This window comes from Extibacter muris (assembly GCF_004345005.1).
Classification (GTDB): domain Bacteria; phylum Bacillota; class Clostridia; order Lachnospirales; family Lachnospiraceae; genus Extibacter; species Extibacter muris.
The window spans coordinates 226,817-248,296 of record NZ_SMMX01000003.1 but is presented as its reverse complement, the minus strand read 5'-3'; the positions used below and the strand labels follow the sequence as shown (position 1 = coordinate 248,296).

The following is a 21,480-nucleotide window of genomic DNA, read 5'->3' as shown; positions in this document are numbered from 1 at the left end:
GACTATATCTCACCAAGCAGCTTGTCAATGATGCCTGCCCATTCTGCTTTGTCGCGGGCGCCGGAGTACACATCTCCGACCTGTTTTCCCTCTTTATCGACAAAGATGGTAGTCGGTACGACATTTACTGAGCCAAGTATCCCGGACATCAGATCCTGCGATGCGACAATATGCGTATAATCTGCCTTCGTAGTGGACACAATCTCTTCTGCCTTCTCATTTTTCGCCTCCCCCACATCGCTGACAATGCCCACAACCTGCACCCCTTTATCCGCATACTCGCGGCTCAGCTCTCCAAGGTCCGGCATCTCACGGATACAAGGTCCGCAGAAAGTACCCCATATGTTTACCATCGTAAGGTCGGCTTTGGAAAATATATCATCGGAAACCGCTTCCCCTTCCAGCGTCTCAGACTCAAACGTTCCGAATTCTTTGTCCGAGGCATCCGATGAGGCATTGGAACCTTCCAAGCTCTCGGAGCTTCCGGTATCAGCCTTCTTTTCTTCCTTCCCGGTGCTGCACGCGGTGAGCAGCAATGCCAGGCTCAATGTTATAATAGTAATTGCTTTCGCTCTTCTTCTCTTCATCATCGTCTCCTTTTTAATCTGTAACATTTTAATTTTCAGTTTATATTGTAATTATACTTGTTACAGTTGTATCTGTCAATGGTGAAAGCAGCAAAAAAAGTCGAGAGATTTCTTCATTATTTCTTTATACTGGAAGCAAGGAGGTAACAGAATGAAGGAACAGATAGAAGCGGTCCAGCGGATGCAGAATTATATAGCCGGCCATCTGTATGAACAGATAACCCTGGCAGAGCTCGCCAGGGAATCTCTGTTTTCCCCGTGGCACTCGTACCGGCTGTTCAAAAAATGGACGAACCTGACCCCGGCGGAATATATCCGCAGGATGCGGCTGTCCGCATCTGCGCTGCGCCTGCGAAACGAGGGATGCCGGATAGCAGACATTGCATTTGATATGGGCTTTGGAAGCGTAGACGGCTATCAGAGAGCATTTTACAGAGAATTCGGATGCAATCCAAAGGAATATATGGAAAATCCGGTTCCTTTGTACCTGTTTACTCCGTATGGCGTCATATACAGACAATTCAAATTCAGAAAGGATGAACGGAAAATGGAGAAAGTGAAGAATGTATTTGTACAGGCGGTCGCAAAGCCCGCACGAAAGGTAATCATAAAAAGAGGAGTCAAGGCCGACGATTATTTCCCATACTGTGAGGAAGTAGGCTGTGACGTGTGGGGGCTTCTGATGAGCATCAAATCTCTGGGAGGAGAGCCCGTATGCCTGTGGCTTCCTGATACTTACAGGACTCCCGGCACGTCTGAGTATGTACAGGGCGTGGAGGTCGATGTGGACTACGACGGCCCTGTTCCGGAAGGCTTTGATGTCATAACACTACCGGAGGCCGACTATCTTATGTTCAAGGGTGAGCCATTCGAGGAAGAAGATTACTGCCAGGCCATCGAAGAGATACGGGGCGCTGCCGATAGATATGACCCGTCAACGGCCGGTTATGAATGGGATACGGATAATCCGCGTATCCAGCTGGAGCCAATCGGGACAAGAGGATATATTGAACTGCTGCCGGTCAGACAGAAAAAAGAAGACGGAGTAAAATAACGGCTGTGATGCTGAAACGCCCCATCCTTTCATCATGAAGGATGGGGCGTTCGTTCCGTCTGCCCGTATCATACATATTGCTTCAAGTCTTCCATCGCTTTCTCATCAAATTTTGACTTGTCTATTCTGGCACGTTTCAGATAATTCCGCCAGATCAGGATGAGCACGAAACCGGCCGCGATAACTGCTGTCAGGAAATAAAAGAAATAGCGGAACCCCGATTCACCCGGATGAGTATCGATAATATTTCCTGCAAGGATGGATACAAATGTCTCCGGAACCGCGCCTGCCATGCAGATCAGCCCCGCCGCCGTACCAGAATACTCGACAGGCACCGCCCCCTCGCTCATCATCGTCCATGCCATCGCATAATTCATATGGAAAAATACTAGAATCGTAACAAACAGAACCGCTACTATAATGATGCCGGCCTTCCCCACAGGGGTCAGAAGCAGCAGAACCTGGCCGCCTAGCATTACGATAAACGCCAGCAGCATCAAGCGGGCGGTGCCGAACCGGTCTGCCAGATAGCCCCCTGCAATATTTCCGCCGATGGACCCGAACTTCCGGAAGACACCGAGCATTGCTCCGAACGCGACGCTGGCGCCAAGTATATCGGTGACGTACGGTATATAATAATAGATGGACAGGCAGAATACATGGTTGCAGAACGAGACGAGACAGATAATCCATACGGCAGGGTTCTTTATCACTTTTACAAGTCCCTTGAAGGAAACACGGGCTCCACTGAGCATCATGCTGTCATCTTTCACTACAAAGAGGGCCACGATGCTCATCGCTATATTTACAAATGCATAGAACAAGATGACATACTTCATGGCAAGGACCTCATTTGCCATCCTGGAAGCCCCCCAGTTAAATAAAGCGACCGCTGCAAGGGCAGCTACAGCGCCGCCGATATTCTGCGCGCCCTCAAAGAAGCCATAGGCTTTGCCCTGGCTGTCTTTGTCAGACATCACACGCACGGCTTTCACACAGGCCGGCCAGAAGGCAAACGTCGTGGAGACGCCCCAGAGGGCATAGACGCACAACAGCCCTTTGAATCCCAGAGGAAGGAGGTGGAGGAGCCCCCCGATTCCTGTCCCCGCCAGTGATACGACGATTACTTTTCTGACTGACATTCCATCTGCGACCACTCCGCCGAAAAGATAGGACACGATTCCAAAGACACCAATTACTGTACCAAATACCCCCATCTGCGTATTGGTCAGATGGTATGTCGAGATATATGCGTCATAATAGTCAAATCGGAAGAAAGGAAGCCCGAAGATGACCGACCCGCTCAGCGCCAGTATGATAATAGCTCCAAAGTTGTCACCGAGCTTACCCTTGATTCCAATCTTTCTTAAAAAGCTGCTCATAGTAACCTTTCTCCCTTTGTCATTCATTTACAGATACGATATGGAACGTTTTCCCCTTGTCGTATGTCCGGGAAAAAATGGCAAACCCGTCGTAGTAGAATCTGCCCGCGAACACGCCCCGCTCACAACCATTGCTGTCCATCTCGAACTTCTCCCATTCGCCTACGCTATCCTTGATTTCGTCCTTTGAAAGAGTCTTTTCTATGAGCGCTTCTGCAGATGCCTTCTCAGATGAGGTGGACGAACGGCTGCTTTTCCCGTTGTCTTCAGCCGGATCGGCCTCTGCCTGCGTATCCGCTTCCGTCGTTGACGTCACAATGACTGTAATTATACCAAACGCCCCGATAAGAAGCACGATGGAAATCAAAAGTATCCCTAGTTTTTTCCTGTTCATCAGTCCCCTCCTGTGCTGCCTATTCCTCTTCTGCCCCATTGTCAAGAAGATTCGTCCCGTCACTTACATCGTTTCCCTCTCCATCAAGCACCGCATCCTGGTATCTGTCATAGTGGACCTTGTTGCCTTTATGGTCGATAAATTCATTTCCCTCATTGGACCATGGAATCCAGCCATTGCCCCACTCCTTCACATTATCAAGGTCAACGGACTGGCACCAGTAGGCAATCTTTGCAGCGCCCCAGCTGTCACCGCAGAAAAACGCCATCGTCTTATTAACGTCCAGGCCATTGCTTTCCAGGTATGTCTTCATCTCTGCCCGGGTCCTGGGCGTCTTGTCTACATTCTCGAAAAACTCGCCCTCTTCCTCCGTGCCCTGCGGACACCAGATAGAGCCATCGATACGTCCGGCGAGGTCATGATAGCTATATCCGGAATATCCGCCTTCCCATTCATCCTCTCCGCGATTGTCTACAACCTGTCCTTCTATATCCCCGCTCAAGATAGCTTTGATATCTTCCGTCCAGAGTATCTCATCCGGATGTTCAATCGTATCTGCCCCGAAGCTGTCCACCGCTACCGGAGTTACGAGCGTATCGGCAGCCGTATCCAGTTCGTATCCGTTATAGGTCCATGCCGTCAGGCTGCCGCTCATAGCATACACTCTGACGCCGAGCGATCTCAGCATAAATCCAAGACGTCCCTGGGGAGCGGTGGCTGTACCAGTCAAGATTACGGTAGAATCCTTTGTGATGCCGTATTGCGTACATACATTGTCACGGAACTCTTCAAGCGAGATCAAACGCCACTCTTTTGCATAGTCAGACCGCTTCTCCGGTACATATACGCGTGGTCTTTCATACGAATCCGTATTGATATGGACCGCACCCGGCACATGGCCTGTCGAGAAGTAGGTAGACTCCTTTGCATTCCCCCAGCTTACATCCACCAGTACGACTTTGCCCAGGTCTTCGCCGACTGCCGCTTTTGCTTCTTCGCTCAAGCTTGATTCTTTGCCTGTTTTTACATCAGAAATGCTTTTTACGATTTCTGTCGGTATGAATCTGTCATAGTTCGTATAGGATTCCAGCTCTGTTCCCGCGTCAATCAGTTCATCGGCCTTACATACCGTGACATTTTCAATCCCCTGCTCTATAAGATATCCTGCCACGTCCGGTGCCTGTTCACCCGTGTAATCGTATACGATAATATCCTTATCTTCTGTGATGTCCTGATCTTCCAGGGCCCTCTTAAGATAAGCTTCACGGGATGCAGATTCAGAATATTCACAGTCTAGCCAACGTGCCGAAAAGAGGAGTGCATTCTTCAGATGCCCACCGTTAGCGGCTCCCTCCAAAGCCCAGCCCGAGTATGCCTCTTCCGGGCGGGCGTCTATCAGAATCGTATTATCATCCGAATCATTCATATATTCTAGTACCTGTTCCACATCTGCCGAGCCGGCATCTATCTTTTTTTCAGGCTTTGCAGAGTCTTCAGATGTCGTCTTTCCGGCGGGTTCCATCTTGCCGGCCGGTTCTGCTTTTCCGCCACATCCCGCTGTTAATGCCGCCGCCATCATGATGCATAATAATGAAGCTGACAATCTCTTTTTCATCGTATTCTCCTCTTTTCTACCAAAATTCCTTATCTATCGTATCACCTCCCCCTTCCCTCGACAAATCAATAAAAATTATAAAAAGGCCCACTTATAGACGTTCCGCATAATATCCGTCGAACGGCCCTATCTGTCTGCTCTCATAATCCGTTATTCCCTTCCCGGTGTTCGGATGTCCGGAAGAATATACGGTATCTGCCGCATACGCGCATAGAAACAGCAGGCATACCGGTATGAGCAGCTTCATCTGCAGCCTTCTTATCAGATTATCAAGCAGCGGAGCCAGCACATACGCAAATGCCATGCCGCACAGGATGACGATTCCTGCAAATTCTGCCACCGGCCTGGCTCTTAGCTTCTGGAGCAGTATGAGAATGAGCACCCCGCCGCTTCCGTAGATAGGAAGCCAAGGCCCATGCAGCACGCCCCGGTTGACGAACGCCCCGTCCTCGACAAGATGAAGGCTCACTTCCCAGAGCCATCCGATGAAGGAAAACACAAAGAACATCATGATGAGGGACCAGACAGAATAATGGCGCATATAGTGTATCGTGTCTACTGCTCCCGGAATCCCTTTCTCTTTGGCAAGGCTGCGGAGCTGGATATAATATTCCGTAAACGAAGCGGTCTCATACGGGTTGGAATAGAACACGGCAGTGAGCCCAAATGTCAACATGCCGAGGATATACCAGCCGGCAAAGGACAGATGGAACAAAAAACATTCCCATGCCTTTCATCATCCTCCTTGACAGCGTGATAGCTTCCCGGGCGGTCATATCAGGGTTCTCTGCCACGATATAAGGGACGAGAAAATAAGAAAATGTCTTTACGATGCCTCCTACGATCGTAAACATCCAGAAAAACTTATACATGAATTCCACAAACATAATCCACGCCGCCCTCATCCACTTCTTCAACCGCAGCAGGAACAGGAAACGCTGGATCGGGACCGCGTCGTAACAGCGCCCTTCCATGAAGATACGTCTTGACACGACAATATACATATTTTTCACAAAATACCAGAACGCTATGAGGAGAAACATCCCTAATATTATAAATATAAGCAGCGTAATCTCTTGGGACTTGACCAGGGAGTTGACTGCAGCTATGACCGTCACGAACACCGAGCCGGAAGTGACAGCATTCACAGCCTGGGCCAGCACTCCCCGGCTCCTTCCAAGTACAGGGCTCTCCCTTTTCGACTGCTCGATCTGCCGCTTTTCAATCTTCCGGGATAGTTCCTTCCCCTCTTTTTCCCGTCCTTCCAGCAGATTCCGGGCCACATCCATCGCCCCTGCCTGCTGCCCGGCAACTTTGCCCATATCCGCAGAGCTGCCGCCGGAGGATTCCTGCACATTTAACTCCAGCGAATTAAGGGACCCGGAAAACTCCGAATTAAGAAAAGCGGCAATGAGACATACTGCAACCAGCAGGATATAATGCCTCTTCAGGTTTCTTTTTGCCGCTTTTTTCATCTCTTTTCTTGTCATCATTCGTACATACCTTCCTTGGTTGATGCTACGCCTTACAGCATCTCTTTCAGTATCTTACCAACGAGGGCGGGATCCGCTTTTCCTTCCATCGCCTTCATCGTCCGCCCTACAAGAGCGCCAAGCGCCTTTTCCTTGCCGCCTCTGTAGTCAGACACTGCCTGTGGCGTATCCTCTATGACCCTGGATATGACCCGGCGCAGCGCACCCTCATCGCTGACTGTCCTCAGTCCCATCTCTTCGACATACTGTTCCGGGTCGATATCTTCTGCAAATACCTTCTCAAACACATTCTTCGCAACCGAACTGTTGATGGTTCCCGCATCGGCCAGCCTGATAAGCTTCGCCAGATTGGCAGGGGAAAATGCAATATCTCCGGGTTCCATGCCATGCTCTTTCAAAAGCCGCATCGTCTCAACCATGAGCCAGTTGGCGGCCTTCTTCGGATTACCGCACAGGACCGCCGTCTCCTCAAATATATCTGCCATTCGTTTGGACGATGTAATCATCTCTGCATCAGAAAGCGGAATATCGAACTCCTCTTTATAGCGCACGAGCTTCTCGCTTCTGAGTTCCGGCTGGTCTGCCTTGACCCTTTCCAGCCATTCCTCATCTATCATGACCGGTACAAGGTCAGGATCTGGAAAATATCGGTAATCTCTGGCGTCTTCTTTCGAGCGCATGGCGTAGGACGTTTCTTTGTTATCGTCCCAGCGCCTCGTCTCCTGCATGACTTGCCTTCCTTCCTCCAGCAATTCTATCTGCCGCCGCCGTTCTGCTTCAATTGCCCTTGCGATCGCTTTGAACGAATTCAGGTTCTTCATCTCTGTCCTCGTGCCAGGCTTATCCGTTCCTGCCTCACGCACCGACAGGTTCACATCCACACGCATGGACCCTTCCTGAAGCTTGCAGTCCGAAGCGCCAAGATACTGTATGATTGTCCGCAGCGTCTCCAGATAGGCGATGACTTCTTCCGCAGAGCGCATATCCGGCTCAGATACGATCTCAACGAGAGGGACGCCGCTTCTGTTGTAATCTACGAGGGAGACGTCGTCCCATTCGTCGTGGATCAGCTTCCCGGCGTCCTCCTCCATGTGCATCTCGTGGATCCGTATCCTCTTTCTCCCTCCACCCGTCTCTATCTCCACATAGCCGTCCCTGGCGATGGGGAGATAGAGCTGGGATATCTGGTAGTTCTGCGGATTATCCGGGTAGAAGTAATTCTTTCTGTCGAATTTGCTCTCCCTGGTAATCGTACAGTTTACTGCCAGGCCGATAGCCATGGCATACTCCACCACCTGCCTGTTCAAAACCGGAAGCGCCCCAGGCATCCCCGTACACACCGGACACGTATGGGCATTCGGCGCACCGCCGAATTCTGTGCTGCAGGAACAGAAGATTTTCGTCCTGGTCGCAAGTTCTACATGCACTTCCAGTCCGATAACCGTCTCATATTGTTTTGCCATCCCTATCTCCCTTCCTCTCCCTCATCTGCTATCCGCATATCAGGCGGCGCAGCCTTCACATATATTTTATCTGTCGCACATTCAAATGCATATGCCGCACGGATAATGTCTTTCTCTTTGTAGCATCCGCCGATAAGCTGCATACCTATCGGCAGCCCCTTGCTGTCATAGCCAGCCGGCACGCTCATGCCGGGAAGCCCTGCAAGGTTCACGGATATCGTATAGATATCGCCGAGGTACATGTGCAAGGGGTCGTCCAGGCTGCTTGAAAGCTTCGGGGCGGTAGTGGGCGCCACCGGGCCCAGGATGATATCATACCGCTCAAATGCCCGGTCGAAAGCCTGCTTGATCAACGCCTTCACCTTCAAAGCCTTGAGATAATATGCATCATAATATCCGGAACTGAGCACGAAGGAACCGAGCATAATCCTGCGCTTTACCTCCGCCCCGAATCCTTCCGTACGTGTCTTCTTGTACATGCCGTGAAGGCCGTCATAGCCTTCTGCCCGGTATCCGTACTTCACGCCGTCGAAACGGGAGAGGTTTGAACTCGCTTCCGCGGATGCGATGACATAATAAGCAGGAATCGCGTAGTCCACGAGCCCCAGGTCAAATTCCTCTACATCCGCCCCCTTCTCTTCCAGTACCTTTGCCGCCCTCACTATCGCATCCTTCACCTCTGGGTCCAGGCCGCTGCCAAAGTAATCTCTCGGTATGCCTATCTTCATATCCTTGACATCATCAATCAAGGCTCCGGAAAAATCATAACTGCCTCTTGCCACGGAAGTGCTGTCCTTATTGTCATGGCCGGCAATCACATCCAGGACAGCCGCACAGTCTGTCACATCTCTGGCCACCGGGCCAATCTGGTCCAGCGATGAACCATAAGCAATCAGCCCATACCGTGATACAGTCCCATAAGTCGGCTTGATGCCTGTCACGCCGCAGAAAGAGCTTGGCTGGCGGATGGAGCCTCCGGTGTCGGAGCCCAGGGCAAAGCTGCACTCTCCTGCCGCCACAGCAGCACAGGAACCGCCGGAGGAGCCGCCGGGTACATGACACGGGTTCCACGGATTGCGTGTCACTCCAAAGTACGAAGTCTCTGTCGTACTCCCCATAGCAAACTCATCCATATTTGTCTTCCCTATCACGACAGCCCCGCTTTGTTCCAGCTTCTGCACCGCTTCCGCCGTATAGGTCGGATTGTAGTTTTCCAGTATCTTTGATGCACATGTCGTCTTCATCCCGCGTGTGCATATATTATCTTTGATACCTGCCGGAACCCCTGCCAGAGGCCCTGTTAGCGTGCCGTCCTCTATCTGCTTCTGTACTTCTCCTGCACGCTTCAGGGCACTTTCACCGTCTATGGACAGAAAGCTGTGTATCTCCTGCTCCCTTTCTTCGGCCCTTGCAAGCGCTGCTTTGGCCACCTCGACTGCCGACAGTTCCCGTGTCTTTATCTTCATTCCCAGTTCAACTGCTGTCATTTCCATGATGTCCGTCATGATCCATGCCCCCTATCCTATCGTTTTCGGTACTACAAAGCCGCCTTCCTTCTGAACAGGCGCATTGGCAAGTGTACGCGCACTTTCGTCACCGTTCTCCACTACGTCGTTCCGGAACACATTATAGATTGGAAATGCATGTGTCATAGGCTCTATCCCTTCCGTGTCCAGCCCATTCAACGTATCGATGTACTCCAGCATCTGTTCCATATCTGCCTTCGCAGCTTCCTTCTCCGTGCCGCCAAGTTCCAGCTTGGAGAGAATGCCTATATATTCGATTGTCTCATCTGATATCCTGTCCGCCATATGCTCCTCCTTTAATATAAGTCCTCGTAAAATCCAAGATAATCTTCGGATGCTATCGTCTCAGCCGGCAGAAGTGACAGTGCCACTCCATCATTGCAGGCAATTGTCGTCTTCTCCGGAAGCACCATATACTTGTATCCCTTGCCATTACCACTATCCTCACCAAGATACACGCTGAAAGACTTTATCTTTTCCCCTTCTTCATCATAGACAACAATATCTACTATGCCAATCTCACCTGAGGCTATAATGTCGTAGATTCCTGGTTCAAAATCCATCCCTGCCGTCTTTTCTTCCCCGGATCCAATCGCAACGGTCTCAGATAGAGGATTCGTCATCCCCTGCAGCATAAGGCCGGTCTGACCGTTGTCTGTCTTTAGCGTCACCGTATCCTCGCATCCCACTGTTACAATTGCGCCCTGATACATGCGAAGGTCATCCAGACAATTATCCTCTTTGTCCTCATACTCAAACAGATATATCCCATTTACATTGTCATGCACCTGCACGGTGTCAAAAGTATCCTGCGTCTCAGCGGCATAATTACCTTCCGGTATATGGGTACCCACGATATAATGTCCGGTTGAAAGTACATACTCCGCGGATTCCCCCGTCTCGGGAATCATTTTTTCCACATACTCATAGGGATCATATTGATACTCTTCTGACACGGCGGCGCTCTCGCTTTCTCCGAATTCCGTATCCGCCCAGCTGCTGATTTCCGGGCCATGTTCTTCTATCACAGACAATACGATGCCGGCTACGGTCAGCACGATGGTGATGACTGCTACAATTCTTCCCGCCACAGACTTATTCTGGTCTTTGTCCCTCTCTCTTTTGCTCATTCTCCTCTGCGCCGCATCATCGTGATACCTGTACTCCGGCTGTCGATTTTCCATCCTCTGGCCGCCGCTCATACTCTGCTCTTTTTTCCGCTTCTGTTCATCCCCCCTCGGGATATGATAGTCTTCCCTGTGGACATGAGTCAACGGTTCCCCGTCACAGCTGCTCTGGTTGATTTTATATCTCTTTTCCGACTTGCTGCTGTCCAGGCCACATTCTTCACATCTTCCCCTGCCGTCCAGCTTTCCCCCACATAATGTACATTTTCTTCCAAACATATGGTCCTCCTTCACCTCTCAGACTTGTTCCTATGGTTCCAGCCTGCTCAAATCTCTCGGAAACAGCGTCGTTTCCCTCACATTGTCTTCTCCTGCGAGCATCATCGTAAAACGTTCAAGGCCAATCCCAATGCCCCCATGAGGCGGCATGCCATGCCTGAACGCATCAAGGTACTGTCCCAGCCCGTCTTCCGTCATCCCCCTTGATGCAAGCTTATCCTTCAGCATCTTGTAGTCATGAATACGCTGCCCGCCGGTTGTTATCTCCATGCCGTCAAACAGCAGGTCGAAGCTCAGCGTATAGGCTGTATCCTCCGGGTCGTCCATGGCATAAAACGGCCTTTTCCGGGATGGATAATGGGTGACGAATACAAATCTGCTGCCCCATTCTTCCCGCGCATAACGGCCGATAAGCTGTTCTTCTTCCGGCTCCAGGTCATGTGGGTTCCTTATCTTGTGCCCGTACCTTTCCGCCGCCCTTTCCTTAATTACATCGAAACGGATTGCCGGAATCTCCGTTGCATCCGGAAGACCAATGTCCAACAGCTTAAGCTCTTCTGCATATTCTTCTGCGAGCAGGGCCATCGCATACTGGAGATATCCTGTCTCCATCGCCATGATATCTTCAAAGCCGTCGATATATCCCATCTCGAAGTCAAGACTCGTATATTCGTTGAGATGGCGCTTCGTATTATGCTTTTCAGCACGGAACACGGGAGCCGTCTCGAATACCCGGTCGAACACGCCCACCATCATCTGCTTATAGAGCTGCGGGCTCTGCTGGAGAACCGCCGGCCTGTGGAAATACTCCAGGCGGAAAAGGTTGGCTCCTCCTTCCGCGCTTTTGGCACCAATCTTTGGCGTATGGATTTCCGTAAACCCCTGGCTGTACAGGAAATCCCGGAATGCTCTCGTAAGCCCTTCCTGCAGCCGGAACTTGGCCCGTTCCCGGATGTTCCTCAAAGATATGGAACGATAGTTGAGCTTTGCTTCCAGGGAAGTGCCGAGCTTCCATTTTGATATGGCAAGAGGCATCATCTCCTCCACAGACCGGCTCAGCACCCTGAGCCTTTTCATACGGATCTCTATCCCTCCGGGCGCTTTGTCATTTCTCTCCAGCGTCCCTTCTATCTCAATTGTATCTGCTTCCTTCAAGTCCTTCAAGTCAAATTGTGCTGTCCCCTCCTCATATACGCCCTGCAGAAGCCCTTCTCTCTTCCTGAGAATGACAAAAGCAACCGTGCCCATCTTCCTGATTGTGTGTACCGCGCCATTAACCTTTACATTCTCCCCCGCACAGGTCCTGAGAAGACTGTTCAGTTCCATCGTATCTTTTTCCTTTACACCTGTTAAAAATTCCATATGCACTACCTCCTTTTTGTCTGTCTGCGGGACGAAAAAAACGCCCCGGAATATACAATATATTCCGGGGCGGATCTGATAAATCCGCGGTACCACCCGCATTGAGCCCTTCTCCGTCCGACACCTTTGTCACACGGCAGGATTCCACTCAACTGCACATAACGCGTGCCCACGTACCGTCCTACTTACGTTCAGGCGGTCTGCTCCAGAGTGTTCCCTATTGTCCTCATTCCCCAAGCAGCGCTCTCAGCCGGTGACGCCGCATTTCTGTCGAGTTCCAAAGGACAGAGTCTCTTTCATCGCTTTTCAGTACTAAATTGTTAATTATATTACCATAAGTATAACCGTTATGCAAGAAATAATGAATTATTTTCTTAATTGGCTCTCAATATATGATGCATTATACAATACATCTGTTACAATCACTTTATCTCCCTTTATGACGTAAAAGACAGAATAATTATCCACCAGCAACCTTCTCATCTCTCTACGTCGTTCCGGTTCTGATTCCATAATATGGTTTCGCTCGGCCAGCGTATCCAATGTCAAAATGACATCCGCAATCCGGTTATATTGATTTATTGCGTTTTCCGGTGCCTGAAGTACATAAGCAATATGATTGTATAACTGCTCCATATCAGCCAACGCTTCATTTGTAATCTCAACCGTATATCGTTTCATATCAATGGTTCTCCCTGAATTTTGCAAATGCCTCCGCTGCGTTTTGTACTCTTCCTGCCGCTATATCATTATATCCTTTTTCCAGTTTCTGGTGGATTTCTTCCGTTGTCATAACATCCGCATGAATTGATACTGGTGCTTTTGGTAAAGAAACAGAAAATGGAATCCCTCCTGTTAATGAAATCTGATTCAAGTACATATCAATCGCTGTCGACATAGGAACACCTAACTGAGACAATACTTTCTCTGCACGTTCCTTGACAATTGGATTTACTCTTAAGTTCAATGTTGCTGTTTTTTCCATGATAACACCTCCTTGCCTCTTATATTGTAACGCTTTTGTCGTTACAAATCAAGCGCTAATATTTTCCATTATGCATTCTTGAGATGAATTGCTCTTCTCACTTCTCCTTTCCCAGCAGAAGCTTTCTATCCTTTTATTCAAAACATATCGCTGCACAGCCGTTCCATCTTGTCATGGACGACGGCCCTGTCCCTTTCATCGGTCATCGTCACAATGGTATCACCTGTAAGAAGCATCGTCCTGCCCTTTGGGATTATCTCCTGCGTCCCTCTCTGTATGGAGACAAGCAGGCAGTTCTCGGGCCACCTGATCTCGCTGATCAGGGCGTCTTCCAGCCTGGACCCCTGTCTGACCACATAGTTTACAAGTATCTTCTGCCCGTGGTCTTTGGTCACCTTCCGGCCCAGTTTCCTGAGCAGGTTCTCAAGGAGGCTTTCATAGATTGGTTTGGAACGCATCAGGGTGGCCGTAATATATGCCACGATAGAAACCATGGAAAGCGACATCATCTGGCTCAGCGATCCTGTCATCTCAAAAATTAATATGATCCCTGTCAGAGGAGCACGCACGATGGCGGAAAAGTAGCCGGCCATCGCAAGCAGCACGAAATTATTGATATACAGCGGTTCGAGGCCAAAGAACTGTACGCCTGCCGTCGCAAATGCACCCCCGATATAGCCGCCCAGCACAAGCAGCGGAAAAAAGATCCCTCCCGGAGCCCCTGAACCAAAGCTGACTGCAGAGAAGATGAACCTCCCGGCCAGAATGAGAAGGACCGTTCCGAGCATGACATCTTCATGCGTCAGGTATTCGATGAGAGAATGGCCGCTCCCCAGCAGTTCCGGTGCGGTAAAGCCCAGTATCCCCGCACAGAGGAACGGAACCATCAACTTTCCTGTCGTACTAAGGTGCTTCGCCTTGCCATAGAGCGCCTGCACCTTCAGCGTAAACCAGTTGTAGAATGCTCCCATGGCGCCGAGGACGACACCAAGCAGCAATATGAGGCCGTAATATTCCTGTGGCAGGGCGCGCACGATGTCAAACTGGAATACCGAGTCGACACCCAGTACACCGGAACCCAGAAAATCCGCAGTAAGAGATGCCGTCATGACCGACAGGAGGACAGATACGGAGAAATTCTTGTGCACCTCCTCCAGCGAAAACATGACACCCGCGAGCGGTGCATGGAACGCTGCTGCCAGCCCCGCACTGGCACCGCATGTCAGCAGGAACTTTTCTTCCGTCTTGCCACGGTCCAGCCCCTTCGATATGCCTTTCCCTGCCATGGCACCAATCTGGATGGACGGGCCTTCCCGCCCAAGCGCCAGTCCTCCGAGCATACATAAGAAACCGCCTGCAAATTTTGCAGGCAGTACCTTCCACCATGTCTGTTCCAGCTTGCCCACCATCTCCCCTTCCAGCTGCGGGATGCCGCTCCCCGATATCATCGGTTCATATGTCAGCAGCTTTGCAACAAGGACCGCCATCAGCATGAGCAAGAGAAACCAGCCGGCCATACGTAGCGGAGACTGGCGGGCGTACGCAAGTATGACATTCAGCACCTTGCCCGCGCCTTCCAGGCACATCCGGTACAGAAGGACGACGAGACCTGCGATTCCACCGACAAGTATACCCTCTCCAATAAGGATGATCTGAAAACGCTCCGCACGTTTTATCATGGATGTCGTATCTTTTTTCATAATGTTTCCTCCGAAAATGGTGTTTTACATCTTCCCCTATTATACACCAAGTTATCCCGAGGCTCATTACTTTTTTCAGGGCAGCAGCACTATTTTACTGTCCGGCCGGCGTATACGTATTATTCACCGTATCAGCGGATACGAGATATACGATTCTTGATCCGTCTGTCCCTACGTACCTGCTGGCCCCTGTATCATCTGTATCGCCGATATAGATCGTATACTTCTCCTCTTTCCCTGTAGCAGAATCCTCATAGACTGCTGTCACAGTGATACGGGTCTCTTCATCGAGGCCATAATTCTTAAGCTCCCCGTCTTCTGCGTGGTAATCTTCGCATGTCTTAAGAGACAGGGCTCCAAATCCTCCTGCCATCTCCGCCATATCCTCTTCCGAATCATAAGTGGTGGTATGTCCTCCCTCTGTCACTTCCACCTTTTTCAGATTACCGCTGCTGATTGACGGCACCGTATCTGTCTGCACATACTGTGAGAGATCAAAGGAAAGTGAGGAAATGACCGAGCTGTCGACCGTATATACTTTATCGCTCCCTTTGACGGCGGCATAATAATCTTCTCCTGCTGTCTGTCCGATATAGATGGTCGTTTCCACTCCTTCTTTATTCCTGAGTATAATCGTGTACTGCGGATTCACCAGGCCATAATCAGACCAGTCATCCGGCTCTTCAAGCTCCCGTACGGCCTGGCACACCGCAAGCGTATCCCCCATATTCTGTACTGTGCTCTGGTTCAATGGTATCTCTCTGTCCGGAGCATAGTACCATTCTCCGTCCTCCCTGACAAATGACATCGTCCCATTCTCTTCTGTCCCCGTATAGGAAATCTCTGCTATATCCTCTTCGTTGGTGACATATACCTTTGCTTTCTCGGCCTCTTTTGCTTCTTTCTTTTCCAGGCTCTTATTGTATAGGTGAAGTCCTGCATACAGGATAGATAGCACTGCAAGAATACCGACCAGTACAAGTATAGTCTTTTTCTGCTTCATCTCTTTTGCCTCCCTAAGCTTTCCGTCTTTTCAGCCAGCGCAGGAAGCCGTATATGAGTATCACGAGCGGGATGCCGAATATGACTGCAATGCTTATCATGCCCGCGTGCTGCATCGTATTGTACGTCACTTCCAGGCTCTTTGGCTCTATCGCCACATTTTCCATATCATCGTAATTGGCGGCCACTGCATTGGAGAACAGCGTCAGATTTTCCAGGGTTGAAAAGGCGTCTGTCACCTGGGAATCTATAAGCGTGCCTGCCGATATCACGGTGAACCGGGCCTCTTCATCACCAACCGTCTCTGTGGCTACCGCACCGAGCGTATACGTGCCCTGCTTCTGATTATCCTCCGTCACTGCATATCCATCTGAGGACGTAGTCATGAACGGGGTCGTGGTTATCGTATCACGGACAGGGTCTGACATATTCATGCCGTGTGCATTGACAAGCATTACCATGTCTGATGACATCCCCTCTGTCAAGCCAGAGGAAGCATCCAGCACCGGGAATATATAATAATAGTTCCCCTGATAGCTGCGCTGCATATCAGCAATGTAACCCTTTTCCTGTTCCATGCCATATTCCTTCATAAGTCCGTCCAGATTCGGGGTATCTTCCCGGGCTTCTCCGAGCAGCAGGAACACTTTGCCGCCAGAGGCAAGGTAGGACGTTATCGTCTCTTTTTCTTCTTCTGTTATGTCGGAAGAAGGGCCATTCAGTATGAGCAGGCTGCAGTCTTCGGGTATCTTACCTGTCATGATAAGATTCAGCTCTTCTTCCTCCATATTGTTCTTGCCAAGCAGGTCTGAGACAGAAGAAGAAAAGGTATCTTCCCCGTGTCCTGTCGTATAATAGACTTTCCTGGCAACATCGTCCGTCACATATTTGACTGCAGACGTGAACTGCCCTTCTCCATCGAACTGGGTTTCGGAAACGCTTCCGGTCATATAGTAGGAAGAATCATCTGACACGATGATATCACCGAATGCCACCGTCGTACTCTTCTGTGTATCTTTGCACGATATGAGGACCGTGTCTGATTCCACATTGTTGGCGGAGAGTTCGGACGGGTGGAGTACGGGGTCTATCCACTCTACAGCAATCTTATCCGAAAGGGATGCATATTTATTGATGAATGTCTTGATCCTGTCATCTGTTTTCTCTTTCTCCGCAAATATCTTGAACGTGATTTCCGTATCGAGCTTCTTCAGTATTTTCTTGCTTTTGTCTGATATTTCATAAATCCTGTTGTCGCTGATATCAATACGTTTCACTTTCTCCGGCAGCTGTCCGGCAATAAGGTTCACTACGATTACTATGGCGATTACAAGCACGATGGCTCCGACGCTGTAGCTTCCGTTACGGGATGCTGCGCTGTGAAATAATCTCTTTATTCTGTCCTGCATATGTTCCTCCTAACTCCAGCGTCTTTTCTGTATCATCTGCATAGTCAAAAATATAAATAGGCCTGCCAGGGACACATCAAATATCAGGCCGCCCACATCCAGCAGGCTGTTCGATGCGATACCCGTCAGCACATCTGCCAGTGAAAACCTGCCGAGCAGATTGGAGAGGGCTCCTTCAAGGAGAGAGGCCTTCACAATCCCTATGACTACGCAAGTGATGACCACGGCTGCCTCAAGCATCGCTGCAATCAGCCAGTTCTTCGTCATCTGATAGATGCCGAGCACAAGGACGGCAGCCAGGATAATGATGCCGGCCGCATTGCCCGCCGCGCTGCCCGGCAGGAAATCTGCGATGCCGCTCCACAGATAGGAAAGCAGCAGTACGCCGAAGGTAGATATGGCCGCGATAATCGGACTTTCCGTCAGCGACGAAAGGAACATCCCGACCGCGATGTATACGCAGCCTATGAGGAAGAATGCAAGGATGGACAGATAATCCACCACAAGATATGCTGTTCCCTGTGTCATGATAATCAGAGGGAATATAAGATATATCACACATGGCACCGCAAAGATGGATACCATAGCCAGATATTTACCAAGCACAACCTTCCACAGGCTGACCGGAGCGGTGAGCAGCATCTGGTCCGTCTTATTCTTCCTGTCTTCCGCAAAGCTTCTCATCGTAAGAATCGGGACCGCGATCATGAATACGAAATGAATGCTGGACAGCACATATGAGAAATACGGATATCCGTAATTCAGGTTGAATGCCATGAAATAGACTCCCGTAAACGCTACCAAAAATGCAATGAACACATATCCCACCATCGTGTGGAAATAAGACTTAAGCTCTCTTCTATATATTGCTCTCATCCGTCTCGGCCTCCTTCCCTTCCTGTGTCAGTTCAAGGAACACTTCTTCAAGTGTGGATTTGACAAGCCTCAGTTCCTGAAGAGGGACCCTTTCTTCCGCAAATGCAAGAAACAGCTTTTCCCTGATGTCTTCCTTATCCCTGCCCTGGATCCGCACGGTGATGACACCTTCGCCTTCTGCGCTGTATTCTGCAGTCTCGATACACTCCAGGCTTCCGAGAATATTCCGTATCCGGTCTTCCGGTTTCCGTACCTGAATCTGGATGTACGCGGTCTTATTCATAAGATTTTCCAGATTATCCGGCGTATCGCTCGCCACGAGCCGCCCTTTCGATATGATCATGATATAATCGCACACCTCACGGATTTCGGCCAGGATATGTGAACTCAGGATTACCGTATGCCTTTTGGCAAGGCTCCGGATCAGCTCCCGTATCTCGATAATCTGCTTCGGGTCGAGCCCTACCGTCGGTTCATCCAGTATGATAATCTCCGGAAAGCCAAGTATCGCCTGGGCAAGCCCCACCCTCTGCCTGTAGCCCTTGGACAAGTTGTGGATAAGCCTGTTCTCTGATTCTTCGAGCTTTGTCAGCTCCATCACTTCCGCAATCTGCTCCTCCAATTTATCCTTCGGTATCTTCTTTAGTTCCCCTGCAAAGCAGAGATATTCCCGGACCGTCATCTCCATATAAAGCGGAGGCTGTTCCGGCAGATAGCCGATATGCTTCTTCGCCTCCTCTGGCTCTTTGAGGATGTCATGACCATTGATCAGCACCTCACCTTCCGTGGCACCTATGTAGCCTGTCATGATATTCATAGTGGTCGATTTCCCGGCCCCGTTCGGACCGAGGAACCCGTATATCTGCCCCTCCTCCACCTGGAAGCTCAGGCCGTCAACCGCCAGATGCCTTCCATATCTTTTCACAAGATTTTTCACTTCTATCAAAGTCTTCCCTCCCGGCAACAAAATTTTCTCTATCGTAAGATATCTTCTTGAAATCTATGTGGTAAATATATGATTTTTCTGTGAAAAAAACAGTACCGGCATGCTCTGGAAACGCATGAGCGCTCCACTGGCACACCGGTATCGCCGTACTTACTCGGATAACTGTTTTTTCACATACAATGCAAGACATGATATGAGCCTGGAGTTCTTCGGCCTGTTCTTGCCGTCGATGAATATCTCCGCCAGAAGCTGTGGACTCCCGTGCCTGAACATTACATCAGCAGCTGTCCGAATATTACGTTCCACACAGGAAATAGACGTATGATATTGTTCCGCTATTCTGGGATAGATGTTCTTAGATATGTATAATAGATTTTCCTCTTCCTCAATTGCTATCGCGATAGCAAGTGTCAGATAATAATATCCTAAATATGTACTGTTCACCCCCAACTGATATAAAATGTACTTGATTTTTTCCTGCAACTGCAACATTTACTACACCACCTTTACTTCCTAATATTATCACTGGTAAATATACCCATCAAGAAAATTGACACGACAAAATTTGTCACAAATTGTAATATTCAGGCCTCAGAATAAGTCACATTGTATTTATGTCCCTATATTCAAAAATCCCAAAAAAAGACAGGAAAATTTAATTATTTTCCTGTCTGTGCCACTTCTATAATTCTACCTTCTTTCAAGGAAACGTCTCTCAATATTTGACATCACGTTTACCTTATATAAAAGGGATTCTTTTTTCAACATCGTGTCTGCAAATGCATGGATGGTGTCTCTAAACAGCTTGTACTGCTGTTCCAGTTTACTCCTTGCCGTCAAAGCAGTAAGTGCAGAGCTTACATGGCTCTATACCGATAGATGCCGTCAGGTCGTCAAGCCTGTGGTAACGCAGCGTGGTAAAGTTCTGCTGCCTGCGGATCGCCTCTACCATCTCTGCATATTTACAGCTGCATGGATCGGCATATTCATCCAGCACTTCCTGCGGGCAGTCGTCTCCTTCCCTATCCTTGATCACACTTCTCGTAATCAGCTCCATCTCTGTCTTTGAACGAGAAAAGTTCAGATATTTACAGCCATATAACAGCGGCGGACATGCAGGACGTACGTGCACTTCCTTCGCTCCGCTGTGGTACAGGAACTCTGTCGTCTCGCGAAGCTGCGTTCCTCTCACTATCGAGTCATCAATGAGGAGCAGCTTCTTGTTCTCTATCAGAGCCTGGACCGGTATGAGCTTCATCCTCGCGATCAGATTGCGCTGGCTCTGGTTCTGCGGCATGAAAGACCTCGGCCACGTAGGCGTATATTTGATGAATGGCCTGGCGTACGGTATCCCTGATTCATTGGCATAGCCGATTGCGTGCGCGATGCCTGAATCCGGTACCCCTGCCACCACATCCGGATGGACAGACCCTCCGTCACGCTTCGCAAGCATGCTGCCGCATTTGTAACGCATTTCCTCGACATTGACCCCTTCGTAGGCTGAAGTCGGATATCCGTAGTATACCCAGAGGAACGAACAGATCTTCATCTCCTCCTGGGGCGCCCCTACCGTCTCCACCCCCTCGGGCGTGATAAATACGATTTCTGCCGGTCCCAGCTCTTTGTAATCTGTATACCCCAGGTTGATATATGCGAAGCTTTCAAACGACACACAGAACGCATCCGTCTTATGGCCTACCACGAGAGGCGTTCTTCCAAAACGGTCCCTGGCGGCATACAGGCCGTCCTTTGTCATCAGGAGCAGTGTCATGGAACCGTCTATAATCTCCTGCACATACCGGATGCCCTCCACGATGGAAGATTTTTTGCAGATCAGCGAAGCTATCAGCTCTGTTGCATTGACCTTTCCTCCGCTCATCTCCTGGAAATGCGTATGCCCGTCCTCGTACACCAGCTTAAGAAGCCTGTCCAGGTTGTTGATCTTACCTACCGTCGTAATCGCAAAACTGCCCAGATGAGACTGTATCAGGAGAGGCTGGGGTTCAAAATCAGAGATACAGCCGATTCCGAGGTTTCCCTCCATCTCATCCACATCCCGTTCAAACTTCGTACGGAATGGGGAATTCTCTATGTTATGTATCGCACGGTTGAATCCGTTCTCCCCATAAGTCGCCATCCCGCCTCTTCTCGTACCGAGATGGGAATGATAATCCACACCATAAAAAAGCTCCAATGTACAATCAGTCTTGGATGCCACGCCAAAAAAACCACCCATTATATAATTCTCCTTTTCTGTAAACGAAATCAGTAATCCTGTTC

21 protein-coding genes are annotated in these 21,480 nt (G+C 49.7%); 1 reads left to right on the top strand and 20 read right to left on the bottom strand.

Annotated features, from left to right (window positions below; genetic code table 11):
• Positions 1 to 2: 2 nt before the first annotated feature.
• Complete coding sequence (locus E1963_RS04935; RefSeq protein ID WP_243117576.1) at positions 3 to 614, bottom strand: TlpA family protein disulfide reductase; 612 nt, start codon at positions 612 to 614, stop codon at positions 3 to 5.
• 124 nt (positions 615 to 738) lie between these two features.
• On the opposite strand from E1963_RS04935, the gene E1963_RS04930 reads away from it, so the two are divergent.
• Positions 739 to 1,641 (top strand): helix-turn-helix domain-containing protein, encoded by a 903-nt coding sequence (locus E1963_RS04930; RefSeq protein WP_132275914.1) that lies wholly within the window; start codon positions 739 to 741, stop codon positions 1,639 to 1,641.
• Positions 1,642 to 1,709: 68 nt separating this feature from the next.
• On the opposite strand, the gene E1963_RS04925 is transcribed toward E1963_RS04930, so the two are convergent.
• The 19 genes from E1963_RS04925 to E1963_RS04840 all read right to left on the bottom strand — a co-directional run bounded on the left by E1963_RS04925 (position 1,710) and on the right by E1963_RS04840 (position 21,436).
• On the bottom strand, positions 1,710 to 3,023 hold the full coding sequence (locus E1963_RS04925; protein ID WP_132275912.1) for an MFS transporter: 1,314 nt from the start codon (positions 3,021 to 3,023) through the stop codon (positions 1,710 to 1,712).
• 19 nt (positions 3,024 to 3,042) lie between these two features.
• Complete coding sequence (locus tag E1963_RS04920; RefSeq protein WP_132275910.1) at positions 3,043 to 3,417, bottom strand: hypothetical protein; 375 nt, start codon at positions 3,415 to 3,417, stop codon at positions 3,043 to 3,045.
• Positions 3,418 to 3,436: 19 nt separating this feature from the next.
• Positions 3,437 to 5,032 carry a sulfurtransferase gene (locus E1963_RS04915; protein ID WP_132275908.1) on the bottom strand — a complete coding sequence of 532 codons (1,596 nt, stop codon included), beginning with the start codon at positions 5,030 to 5,032 and terminating at the stop codon, positions 3,437 to 3,439.
• 91 nt (positions 5,033 to 5,123) lie between these two features.
• On the bottom strand, positions 5,124 to 5,708 hold the full coding sequence (locus tag E1963_RS20455) for a putative ABC transporter permease (protein ID WP_243117575.1): 585 nt from the start codon (positions 5,706 to 5,708) through the stop codon (positions 5,124 to 5,126).
• Positions 5,662 to 6,525: a DUF975 family protein gene (locus E1963_RS20450; RefSeq protein WP_243117574.1), complete on the bottom strand. Its 864-nt coding sequence runs from the start codon at positions 6,523 to 6,525 to the stop codon at positions 5,662 to 5,664. Before E1963_RS20450 ends, E1963_RS20455 begins: the two co-directional genes overlap by 47 nt.
• Positions 6,526 to 6,557: 32 nt before the next feature.
• Positions 6,558 to 7,988, bottom strand: coding sequence for an Asp-tRNA(Asn)/Glu-tRNA(Gln) amidotransferase subunit GatB (gatB, locus tag E1963_RS04905; protein ID WP_132275906.1), 1,431 nt, complete (start codon positions 7,986 to 7,988; stop codon positions 6,558 to 6,560).
• Between the two features lie 2 nt (positions 7,989 to 7,990).
• On the bottom strand, positions 7,991 to 9,493 hold the full coding sequence (gatA, locus tag E1963_RS04900) for an Asp-tRNA(Asn)/Glu-tRNA(Gln) amidotransferase subunit GatA (RefSeq protein WP_243117573.1): 1,503 nt from the start codon (positions 9,491 to 9,493) through the stop codon (positions 7,991 to 7,993).
• Positions 9,494 to 9,505: 12 nt separating this feature from the next.
• Positions 9,506 to 9,799: an Asp-tRNA(Asn)/Glu-tRNA(Gln) amidotransferase subunit GatC gene (gene gatC / locus E1963_RS04895; RefSeq protein WP_132275904.1), complete on the bottom strand. Its 294-nt coding sequence runs from the start codon at positions 9,797 to 9,799 to the stop codon at positions 9,506 to 9,508.
• An 11-nt stretch (positions 9,800 to 9,810) separates the two neighbouring features.
• Entirely contained in the window at positions 9,811 to 10,920 is a 1,110-nt protein-coding gene (locus tag E1963_RS04890; RefSeq protein ID WP_132275902.1) for a hypothetical protein, read from the bottom strand.
• A gap of 30 nt (positions 10,921 to 10,950) precedes the next feature.
• Positions 10,951 to 12,282, bottom strand: coding sequence for an aspartate--tRNA(Asn) ligase (aspS, locus tag E1963_RS04885; RefSeq protein WP_132275900.1), 1,332 nt, complete (start codon positions 12,280 to 12,282; stop codon positions 10,951 to 10,953).
• A gap of 366 nt (positions 12,283 to 12,648) precedes the next feature.
• Entirely contained in the window at positions 12,649 to 12,963 is a 315-nt protein-coding gene (locus E1963_RS04880) for a type II toxin-antitoxin system RelE/ParE family toxin (protein ID WP_132275898.1), read from the bottom strand.
• A 1-nt stretch (position 12,964) separates the two neighbouring features.
• Positions 12,965 to 13,267 carry a type II toxin-antitoxin system RelB/DinJ family antitoxin gene (locus E1963_RS04875; protein WP_132275896.1) on the bottom strand — a complete coding sequence of 101 codons (303 nt, stop codon included), beginning with the start codon at positions 13,265 to 13,267 and terminating at the stop codon, positions 12,965 to 12,967.
• 137 nt (positions 13,268 to 13,404) lie between these two features.
• Positions 13,405 to 14,967: a ClC family H(+)/Cl(-) exchange transporter gene (locus E1963_RS04870; protein WP_132275894.1), complete on the bottom strand. Its 1,563-nt coding sequence runs from the start codon at positions 14,965 to 14,967 to the stop codon at positions 13,405 to 13,407.
• A 94-nt stretch (positions 14,968 to 15,061) separates the two neighbouring features.
• Positions 15,062 to 15,970 carry a DUF4340 domain-containing protein gene (locus tag E1963_RS04865; protein ID WP_132275892.1) on the bottom strand — a complete coding sequence of 303 codons (909 nt, stop codon included), beginning with the start codon at positions 15,968 to 15,970 and terminating at the stop codon, positions 15,062 to 15,064.
• A gap of 13 nt (positions 15,971 to 15,983) precedes the next feature.
• The gene (locus E1963_RS04860) at positions 15,984 to 17,378 is read right to left on the bottom strand and encodes a GldG family protein (protein ID WP_132275890.1); all 1,395 of its coding nucleotides are present in this window, start codon (positions 17,376 to 17,378) and stop codon (positions 15,984 to 15,986) included.
• A 9-nt stretch (positions 17,379 to 17,387) separates the two neighbouring features.
• Positions 17,388 to 18,254 (bottom strand): ABC transporter permease subunit, encoded by an 867-nt coding sequence (locus E1963_RS04855; RefSeq protein WP_132275888.1) that lies wholly within the window; start codon positions 18,252 to 18,254, stop codon positions 17,388 to 17,390.
• The gene (locus E1963_RS04850) at positions 18,238 to 19,200 is read right to left on the bottom strand and encodes an ABC transporter ATP-binding protein (protein ID WP_132275886.1); all 963 of its coding nucleotides are present in this window, start codon (positions 19,198 to 19,200) and stop codon (positions 18,238 to 18,240) included. The genes E1963_RS04855 and E1963_RS04850 overlap by 17 nt, the downstream gene beginning before the upstream one ends.
• A 150-nt stretch (positions 19,201 to 19,350) precedes the next feature.
• Positions 19,351 to 19,692, bottom strand: a complete 342-nt coding sequence (locus E1963_RS04845) for a sporulation initiation factor Spo0A C-terminal domain-containing protein (protein ID WP_132275884.1) — start codon at positions 19,690 to 19,692, stop codon at positions 19,351 to 19,353.
• 331 nt (positions 19,693 to 20,023) lie between these two features.
• Positions 20,024 to 21,436 (bottom strand): amidophosphoribosyltransferase, encoded by a 1,413-nt coding sequence (locus tag E1963_RS04840; protein WP_132275882.1) that lies wholly within the window; start codon positions 21,434 to 21,436, stop codon positions 20,024 to 20,026.
• Positions 21,437 to 21,480 lie beyond the last annotated feature (44 nt).

What these genes read in the sequence shown, in the direction of transcription:
- E1963_RS04870 (WP_132275894.1), bottom strand. Translation starts at nt 14,967, where the DNA reads ATGAAAAAAGATACGACATCCATGATAAAACGTGCGGAGCGTTTTCAG.
- gatA (WP_243117573.1), bottom strand. Translation starts at nt 9,493, where the DNA reads ATGACGGACATCATGGAAATGACAGCAGTTGAACTGGGAATGAAGATA.
- E1963_RS04930 (WP_132275914.1), top strand. Translation starts at nt 739, where the DNA reads ATGAAGGAACAGATAGAAGCGGTCCAGCGGATGCAGAATTATATAGCC.
- gatC (WP_132275904.1), bottom strand. Translation starts at nt 9,799, where the DNA reads ATGGCGGACAGGATATCAGATGAGACAATCGAATATATAGGCATTCTC.
- E1963_RS04880 (WP_132275898.1), bottom strand. Translation starts at nt 12,963, where the DNA reads ATGAAACGATATACGGTTGAGATTACAAATGAAGCGTTGGCTGATATG.
- E1963_RS04855 (WP_132275888.1), bottom strand. Translation starts at nt 18,254, where the DNA reads ATGAGAGCAATATATAGAAGAGAGCTTAAGTCTTATTTCCACACGATG.
- E1963_RS04875 (WP_132275896.1), bottom strand. Translation starts at nt 13,267, where the DNA reads ATGGAAAAAACAGCAACATTGAACTTAAGAGTAAATCCAATTGTCAAG.
- gatB (WP_132275906.1), bottom strand. Translation starts at nt 7,988, where the DNA reads ATGGCAAAACAATATGAGACGGTTATCGGACTGGAAGTGCATGTAGAA.
- E1963_RS04840 (WP_132275882.1), bottom strand. Translation starts at nt 21,436, where the DNA reads ATGGGTGGTTTTTTTGGCGTGGCATCCAAGACTGATTGTACATTGGAG.
- E1963_RS04890 (WP_132275902.1), bottom strand. Translation starts at nt 10,920, where the DNA reads ATGTTTGGAAGAAAATGTACATTATGTGGGGGAAAGCTGGACGGCAGG.
- E1963_RS04860 (WP_132275890.1), bottom strand. Translation starts at nt 17,378, where the DNA reads ATGCAGGACAGAATAAAGAGATTATTTCACAGCGCAGCATCCCGTAAC.
- E1963_RS04915 (WP_132275908.1), bottom strand. Translation starts at nt 5,032, where the DNA reads ATGAAAAAGAGATTGTCAGCTTCATTATTATGCATCATGATGGCGGCG.
- E1963_RS04845 (WP_132275884.1), bottom strand. Translation starts at nt 19,692, where the DNA reads ATGTTGCAGTTGCAGGAAAAAATCAAGTACATTTTATATCAGTTGGGG.
- E1963_RS04925 (WP_132275912.1), bottom strand. Translation starts at nt 3,023, where the DNA reads ATGAGCAGCTTTTTAAGAAAGATTGGAATCAAGGGTAAGCTCGGTGAC.
- E1963_RS04865 (WP_132275892.1), bottom strand. Translation starts at nt 15,970, where the DNA reads ATGAAGCAGAAAAAGACTATACTTGTACTGGTCGGTATTCTTGCAGTG.
- E1963_RS20455 (WP_243117575.1), bottom strand. Translation starts at nt 5,708, where the DNA reads ATGTTGACATTTGGGCTCACTGCCGTGTTCTATTCCAACCCGTATGAG.
- E1963_RS20450 (WP_243117574.1), bottom strand. Translation starts at nt 6,525, where the DNA reads ATGATGACAAGAAAAGAGATGAAAAAAGCGGCAAAAAGAAACCTGAAG.
- E1963_RS04935 (WP_243117576.1), bottom strand. Translation starts at nt 614, where the DNA reads ATGTTACAGATTAAAAAGGAGACGATGATGAAGAGAAGAAGAGCGAAA.
- E1963_RS04920 (WP_132275910.1), bottom strand. Translation starts at nt 3,417, where the DNA reads ATGAACAGGAAAAAACTAGGGATACTTTTGATTTCCATCGTGCTTCTT.
- aspS (WP_132275900.1), bottom strand. Translation starts at nt 12,282, where the DNA reads ATGGAATTTTTAACAGGTGTAAAGGAAAAAGATACGATGGAACTGAAC.